We start from the raw sequence: 7,429 nt of genomic DNA, 5'->3' as shown, positions 1-7,429 counted from the left end.
TCTGCATTGGTGAAAGATGCTAGCTTTTGTTAGCATGCAGGAGCCAAAAAAGTTCGGCAGGCAAATCAAAACTCTTCCGAGCCAGAACCCAAACCTCAATCCAACACAGCGGGATCCCTTGGCTACCCCAGAGTTTGCCCTGGAGCAGTTGCTCTTCGCCCCGGCCACGCCTGACCCCGACGCGGTGCGGGTAATCTATGCCTTTCCCAACACCTACGCAGTGGGGATCACCAGCCTGGGCTATCAAGTCATCTGGAGTCTGCTGGCCAGCCGCCGAGATGTGGCCGTCTCCCGCCTCTTTACGGATCTGGCTGAGCCCCTGCCCCGGGAGCCGGAGCTGTTCGGCTTTTCCCTATCCTGGGAGCTGGATTATGTCCATATCCTGGCTCTGCTGGAACGACACGGGATCCCTCCCAGATCTGAGGAGCGGGAAGAAGCCCACCCCTTGGTCTTTGGCGGCGGCCCGGTACTGACGGCCAACCCTGAGCCCTTTGCCGAGTTCTTTGACCTGATCTTGTTGGGGGATGGGGAAGGTCTTCTGGAGAAGATGATTGAGGTCTATCGGCAGGTGCGCCAGGGATCCCGGGCTGAGAAATTGCAGGCGCTGGCGCAGGTGCCAGGGATCTATGTGCCCGGCTTGTATGAACCCCAATACCGGGAGCCCGACGGCCCGGTGGAGAAGGTGCTCCCCAAAGTGGCCGGGATCCCTAGCTCCATTCGCAAACACACCTTCCGCGGCAACACCCTCTCGGTTTCCACAGTAGTCACCCCCAAAGCGGCCTGGGAGAGCATCTACATGGTGGAGGTGGTGCGCAGCTGCCCGGAGATGTGTCGGTTTTGCCTGGCCAGCTATCTCACCCTGCCTTTCCGGGTGGCGGATGTGGAGGGGCATTTGATCCCGGCGGTGGAGCGGGGGCTGCAGGTCACTCAGCGGATTGGGTTGCTGGGGGCTTCTGTAACCCAACACCCGCAATTTGAGCAGTTGCTGGAGCACTTGGCCCAGGATCGCTTCGAGCAGGTGCGTCTCAGTTTGGCCTCGGTGCGCACCGCTACCGTAACCCCACGTCTGGCGCAGGTACTCTCCCGCCGGGGCAGCCAGTCCATTACGGTGGCCATCGAAAGTGGCTCAGAACAACTGCGCCAGATCATCAACAAGAAGTTAAGCAACCCGGAAATCTTGGCAGCAGCAGCCCACGCCCAGGCTGGAGGTCTGAAGGGCATTAAGTTCTACGGCATGGTAGGGATCCCGGCGGAAACCCAGGCAGATCTGGAGGCCACAGTAGCCCTTTTCCAAGAGCTCAAAAAAGCGGCTCCCGGCCTGCGCCTAACGCTGGGGTGCAGCACCTTTGTGCCCAAAGCCCACACCCCTTTTCAGTGGCACGGGGTGGATCCCAAAGCCGAGAAAAAACTGCAGTTTTTCCAGAAACACCTGCGTCCCTTGGGGGTGGAGTTGCGCCCGGAAAGCTATAGCTGGTCCGTGATCCAGGCCCTCATCTCGCGAGGGGATCGGCGGGTGGGAAAGGTCTTGCAGTTGGCGCGGGACTTTGGGGAATCCTTGGGGAGCTACCGGCGGGCTTTCAAAGCGCTTAAAGGGCAACTGCCGCCTCTGGATTACTACGTGCACAGCCACTGGGATCCAGCGGATCCCTTGCCTTGGCAACACATCGAAGGGCCCCTCACCCTGGAGCGACTGTTGCAACATCGCCAGGAAGCTCTTTCTGTTCGTATCTCTTGAAAATACCTATTTGGGTTGTTTGCAAGCTGCGATGCTGCTGGCAATAATCGCCTCGGTTTCGGCCAAGCCTTTCCAGCCCAAGATCTGGGTTTCTTTCTTTTCCAGGCGCTTGTAGGTGGCGAAAAACTCCGCGATCTCATCCAGGCGGTGCTGGGCGATGTCTTCCAGCTTGGTCACTGCAGCATAGCGGGGATCCTTGGCAGGCACACACAGCAGCTTCTCATCCGGATCCCCGCCATCGATCATCTGCAACATGCCCAAGGGTCGCACCGTGACCACACACCCTGGGAAAGTGGGCTGATCCATGATCACCAAGCCATCCAAGGGATCCCCATCCCCGGCCAGCGTATTGGGCACAAAGCCGTAGTCGTAAGGGTACTGCACCGAGGAATAGAGCACCCGATCCAGCGCCATCGCTGCCATGTCTTTGTCGAACTCATACTTGTTTTTGCTGCCGCCGGGAATCTCGATCAAGATGTTGAGCAGGCCGGGCTTGGGTTGGGCAGGGATCCGCGACAGGTCGATCACAGCAAGCACCCTCGGATTGGGAATAGACAGCCAGAGGGTATTCTGACATACTCCTTGCCCCAAAGGACAGAGACTCTTGACACTTGCCGGGAACAGGCGGGACGAAACCCTTAGCCGCCTTCACATTGCTTCACATTATTTTCTCCACGTCTGGCTTAGCGTCGCATCTTCCTCGACGAGATGGGAGACTGGGTTTTCTCTCCCCCTTTCCCTCAGCAGGCCCAGAGCCGCCTGGAAGGATAGGGTTCCGGATCCGGCTTCCTTGATTGGCTCAGACATACTCCCCGGGCAAGATTCGAACTTGCGACCAATCGGTTAACAGCCGACCGCTCTACCGCTGAGCTACCGAGGATCAAGCGTTTCTCATCATAGGGGAAAAAAGGACTGCTAGGCAACTGCCGGCGGGGGGTTCTTGTTGGGCCTTGGGATCCCTGTTCAGTGGAGCGGGCTTGATTTTGCTCAATTGCTCGCCTTTCTCAGGTCTATCTGACGGATCCAGGGGACAAACCCTGAAAACGCCCTCGTCAACCGAACGGAAGCCATTACAATGGTTACGGACATTTGCCAGCGCCCCTCATGGACTTCGGAGTCGGATTTCTCTCCAACAACGTCATGCTGCCGATCCTGGATTTTTTCTATGGGATCGTGCCCAGCTATGGACTGGCCATTATCTTCCTGACGTTGGTGATCCGCTTTGCCCTCTACCCGCTCAATGTGGGATCCATCCGCAACATGCGGCGCATGAAGGTGATCAGCCCGGTGATGCAGCGGCGGATGCGAGAACTCCAGGAGAAATACCGAGACGACCCGCAGAAGCTTCGGGAAGCCCAGGCCAAGCTTTACAGCGAGCTGGGGGCCAATCCCTTGGGGGGCTGCCTGCCACTGCTCATTCAAATGCCAGTGCTGTTTGCCCTGTTTGCCACCCTGCGGGGATCCCCTTTTGCGGCAGTAACCTACGATGTCAACTTGCAGATCCTGCCGGCGGAAATGGCGGCTGAGGTGGTGCCCGCCCCCTACGTCAGCCCCAGCAAGAACATTTTTGTCACCGACTCTCTTCACAAGCCGGTGGTGCTGGTGGAACCCAAAGGCACCAAGATTGCCGTCGGGGAAGAGGTGCAATTTTTGCTTCAAGGGCCGGGGGGCAAACCTTTTGAGCAGTTGGTGGCCGAAGCGGGCGGGGATCCCAATCTGTTACAGCCCACCTGGAAGATCACCAAAGGAGAAGATCGTGCCCAGATCAAGCCGGATGGCACCTTGCTGGCTCTGCAGCCGGGGGATGTGACCGTGCAGGTGTCCATTCCCGGTTTGGCCTCTGACACCGGCTTTCTGTTCATCGACAAGTTGGGCCGTGTGGGGGCCTTCGACGAAGATGGCACCATCCACTGGGATATCATCGCCATGATCGTCATCTTTGGGGTGTCCATTTACCTGAACCAGTACCTAACCAATGCCGGACAGGATACCGGCAAAGAGGATCCCAGCCAAAGTTCCATGGCTCGGATCACCCCTGTGCTGTTCTCGGCGATGTTCCTGTTTTTCCCTTTGCCGGCAGGGGTTTTGCTCTACATCCTCGTCTCTAACATCTTCCAAACGGTGCAGACCTTCCTGCTCTCGCGGGAGCCGTTGCCGGAGAACTTGCAGCAATTGGTGGAAGAGGAGCGTCGTCGGGCTGCCCAGACGATAACGGTGGAGGCCAAGGAAGTGGAGAAATCGACCAAGCCCAGACCAGCCAAGGAGGGACGGGAATCCTTGCCCTTTGAGCCCTAGGGGATCCTCGCTGTTGGGGTGGACTTGTGGTGGAGTGTTGATACCTCTTCAAAGTTGGAAGCTGCCCAGGATGAGCCGTCCTAAGTCTTCTACGGGATCTGCTGCTAAGAAATCTGAGGGAACCGTTGCCCCTTCGCCAAACAAGTCCACCTTTGCGGCCAATCAAGAGCGAGCCAGGCAGTGGTTACAGCAGGTGCTGGCGGCTATGGGGATCCCAGCGGCGGTGCGGGTGGTGGGGGAGGTGCTGGAAATTGAGGCAGACTCTTTGACCCCAGCTCAGAAGCGGCTGCTGTTGGCGAAAGCCCCCCCCTTGCCCTCTCCATCTTCCAGAGATTCCCCTCAAGAGGAGGATCGCTCCCCCGTGGTGCTGGATGCGTTGCAGTACCTGGCCAACACCCTTCTCAACCTGAACCAGCCGGAAGACCAGCAGCAGCCCTACATTTTGGATTTGGACGGCTATCGGCAGCGGCGTTTGCAGGAGCTGAAGGTTTTGGTTGCCGCTGCTGTGGAAAAGGTGAGGGCCACTGGCCGGGAATACGAGTTTCCCGATCTCTCGGCTGCCGAGCGTCGGCAAATTCATACTCTCTTGAATGACCCTGCCTATGCCGATCTGGAAACTTTCAGCCGTGGCAAAGAGCCTGACCGGCGCTTGGTTATCCGTCGGGCAGCTTCCCCATCTTGAGAGTGGGCAGAGGGCTGGGAACAAGTTGGCCCTCTTGCTACGGTGACGACAGGGATCCCTGCTACCCAAAACGCGTGAAGGGGGGTGCCATGCTGAGGCCAATTCGTCTATCGGATCTGCGGCAGATGCCCGGTCAAACCCAAGAATTGCAGTTTAGGCAGTTTTTTTCGGGCTTTGAGAGTTTGACCCCTGTGGAGGGATCCCTGGAAGTCAGCCATCGGGGCCATTTTCTCGAAGTGAGTGCTGAAGCTCGTACCATTGTCACCCTCACCTGCCACCGCTGCCTACAGCAGTTCAACCACCGGCTGCACCTGGAAGTTGAGGAGATCATTTTGATTCGGGATCCCGAACCTCTCCCCTTGGAGCTGGAATTGCAAGACGAAGAAGATCTGCTGGAGAGCCTGCCCCCCAATGGTGAGCTGGATGTCGAAGACTGGATGTACCAGCACCTGCATTTGGAGATGCCCCGCCAGTTGCCCTGCCGTCCCGATTGTCCGGGCATTGCGGTGGAAGCTACAGCACCAACGGCGGATCCCCGCTGGGCAGCCCTAGCTTCTCTCCTGGAAGACTCTCCCTAGCTTTTTTGATGTTGCGCCCACAAGTTCTCTGGCGTTTTGCTCGACCCCACACCGTCTACGGCACCAGCGCCAGCGTGGTGGGCCTCTACCTGTTGGCGGGGTTTGTGGCTGCCGGATCCCTGCAACCGGTTCTCTCGGCGCTGCCCCAGTTGGTCTGGGCTTGGGCGGCCTGTCTGGCGGCCAATGTCTACATCGTCGGCTTGAATCAACTGACGGATATTGAAATCGACCGCATCAACAAACCCCATTTGCCCTTAGCTGCTGGATCCCTGAGTTGGCGACAGGGGGTGGGGATCGTCGTGGGTTGTGGGGTGGCGTCCGTCCTACTGGCCATGGCCGGGATCCCTTACCTGCTGCTGACGGTGCTTTTGAGCAATGGGATCGGCACGGCCTATTCGCTGCCCCCCTTGCGGTTGAAGCGTTTTCCGCTGGCGGCCTCGGCTTGCATCTACAGCGTGCGCGGCTTGATCGTCAATTTGGGCCTTTACAGCCATTTTCAGCAGGTGATGCAGGGAAGGGTCGAGCTTTCGGCTGCGATTGTTTGGCTGACGGGGTTTATGTCGATTTTTGGGCTGGTGATCGCCCTTTTCAAAGATATTCCCGACATGGAGGGGGATCGCCAGTTTGCCATTGCCACCTTCTCGCTGCGCTTTGGGCCAGGGCGGATCTCAAGGTTTTGTATCGGCATTTTGGCCTTGTGCTATCTGGGATTTATCGGGGTGGGGATCTCTTTTCTCCTTGCGGGCAACGGCCTCTGGCTGTTGGTGAGCCATGTGTTGGGGCTGGGGATCCTCTTGGGCTATGGTGTCCATCTGGATCTCAGCCGTCGGGAGGCGATTGTTGGCTATTATCAACTGATCTGGAAGTTGTTTTACTTGGAGTATTTGCTTTACCCTTGGGCCTTTTTCTCTTTTTTCTAGAGCATTTTCCTGGAGGTAATGATCTCCCCAAACTCAGACAGGAAAAAATCTAGAGATACCGCCTCATTTGCACTCGAAAGCGGCCTTTTTTCGTTTCGGCTACCTCTTCAATTTGCAGCCGACCCCGACCTCGAATGGCAATCCAATCCTGAGGGCCAACGGTGTAGCTGGCTTGGGTAATGGGCTTCCAGTTGACCCGCACTTCCCCCCGTTGGATTTCTTCCACCATCTTGCTGCGGGAGATGCCAAACCCAGCTGAGGCTACCGCATCCAGGCGCAAAGAGGCTTCCACGCTGGTGATGGATTTGACGCGGGGGGGTTGAATGTTCAACTGGCTCAGGAGGATCCGGCTCACTTTGACAGGCACTGTGCGCACCTGAGTCAGGTTTAGGGTGAGGTAATCCACCATTTCGGGCACAACGATGGCCTGGGCGCCTGAGTCCCCCAACAGGAGGATGTCTCCCACTTTCTCGCGGGCGATGCCGGACGCCAACAGGGCTCCCAGAAAATCGCGGTGGGTGGCCGGGTCGAACAGAAAGTTGCCCTGAATCTGAATGGCGGCCAATGGGATCCCTTCTGGGTCGGACTTTGGATCCCGGACATCCAGACCCACCTCAGAGCGGGCCAGGGCTATGCGTTGGCGTTCTGCTTGGGGGTACCCTCCCCAGGCCCCCACTTGTAGTTCGGTCAAGTTGCGCAGCCGAGCTTGCACCTCCGCTATTTCGGGTGGGGAAAGGAAGTCGCTCCAGACCACTTGCCAGGTCTTGAGGGCTTGCTCTCCCAAATCCAAGACCCGTGCCAAGGTTTCTCGATACTCTGCCCCTTGCAACAAATCGGCTCTGGGTAGCATTTTGAGGCGCTTCGACCTTTGTAGTTCAGTCCCGTTTTTCCCATGCTAAGCTAGATAGCCGGAATCGCGGCGGGCGTAGCCAAGCGGTTAAGGCAGAGGATTGTGGATCCTCCATTCGTGGGTTCGAGTCCCATCGTCCGCCCTTGAGGGAAATCGCGAAAATCCAGTCAGGGCAAGGGCTGCAGAGGCCAGTCCATCTATCTAGACCCTGACAAACGAAAACAGACAACACCCTATCTGGACGCAAAAATCGTGAAGGTATTCGTCAAGGTGATCTGGAGCACCTGCCTCTCCCTCTCAAAACAAGCTCTGCTGTGGTCTTTCAGGTTAGGGTGAGCTTCTGGCCCCCTGCATTATTGCTCCGCAACG

Annotated in this window: 7 protein-coding genes and 2 tRNA genes; 6 read left to right on the top strand and 3 right to left on the bottom strand. The window is 57.7% G+C overall.

Features of this window, described 5'->3' with window-relative positions; all coding sequences use genetic code 11:
- Nucleotides 1–118: 118 nt before the first annotated feature.
- Nucleotides 119–1,735, top strand: a complete 1,617-nt coding sequence (locus NW818_RS09115) for a B12-binding domain-containing radical SAM protein (protein WP_414424366.1) — start codon at nucleotides 119–121, stop codon at nucleotides 1,733–1,735.
- A 6-nt stretch (nucleotides 1,736–1,741) separates the two neighbouring features.
- Here NW818_RS09115 and NW818_RS09110 read toward each other — a convergent pair whose 3' ends face one another.
- A complete protein-coding gene (locus NW818_RS09110) occupies nucleotides 1,742–2,260 on the bottom strand; it encodes an inorganic diphosphatase (protein ID WP_414424367.1) in 519 nt (172 codons plus the stop codon).
- Between the two features lie 283 nt (nucleotides 2,261–2,543).
- Nucleotides 2,544–2,615, bottom strand: a tRNA-Asn gene (locus NW818_RS09105).
- A gap of 224 nt (nucleotides 2,616–2,839) precedes the next feature.
- Here NW818_RS09105 and yidC point away from each other — a divergent pair.
- The 4 genes from yidC to NW818_RS09085 all read left to right on the top strand — a co-directional run bounded on the left by yidC (nucleotide 2,840) and on the right by NW818_RS09085 (nucleotide 6,210).
- Nucleotides 2,840–4,030, top strand: a complete 1,191-nt coding sequence (gene yidC / locus NW818_RS09100) for a membrane protein insertase YidC (RefSeq protein ID WP_414424365.1) — start codon at nucleotides 2,840–2,842, stop codon at nucleotides 4,028–4,030.
- A 70-nt stretch (nucleotides 4,031–4,100) separates the two neighbouring features.
- Nucleotides 4,101–4,712 (top strand): protein jag, encoded by a 612-nt coding sequence (locus NW818_RS09095; RefSeq protein WP_414413913.1) that lies wholly within the window; start codon nucleotides 4,101–4,103, stop codon nucleotides 4,710–4,712.
- An 89-nt stretch (nucleotides 4,713–4,801) separates the two neighbouring features.
- Nucleotides 4,802–5,290, top strand: coding sequence for a YceD family protein (locus NW818_RS09090; RefSeq protein WP_414381600.1), 489 nt, complete (start codon nucleotides 4,802–4,804; stop codon nucleotides 5,288–5,290).
- An 8-nt stretch (nucleotides 5,291–5,298) separates the two neighbouring features.
- Nucleotides 5,299–6,210: a homogentisate phytyltransferase gene (locus tag NW818_RS09085; RefSeq protein ID WP_414424364.1), complete on the top strand. Its 912-nt coding sequence runs from the start codon at nucleotides 5,299–5,301 to the stop codon at nucleotides 6,208–6,210.
- A 49-nt stretch (nucleotides 6,211–6,259) separates the two neighbouring features.
- Here NW818_RS09085 and NW818_RS09080 read toward each other — a convergent pair whose 3' ends face one another.
- Nucleotides 6,260–7,060, bottom strand: coding sequence for a photosystem II S4 domain protein (locus NW818_RS09080; RefSeq protein ID WP_414424363.1), 801 nt, complete (start codon nucleotides 7,058–7,060; stop codon nucleotides 6,260–6,262).
- 69 nt (nucleotides 7,061–7,129) lie between these two features.
- Here NW818_RS09080 and NW818_RS09075 point away from each other — a divergent pair.
- Nucleotides 7,130–7,202: transfer RNA gene (locus NW818_RS09075), tRNA-His, on the top strand.
- Nucleotides 7,203–7,429: the final 227 nt, after the last annotated feature.

It is taken from the genome of Synechococcus sp. R6-5 (genome assembly GCF_047461775.1).
Lineage (GTDB): Bacteria > Cyanobacteriota > Cyanobacteriia > Thermostichales > Thermostichaceae > Thermostichus.
Note: the sequence above shows the minus strand (reverse complement) of the source record. Positions and strands in the feature narration are given on the sequence as shown.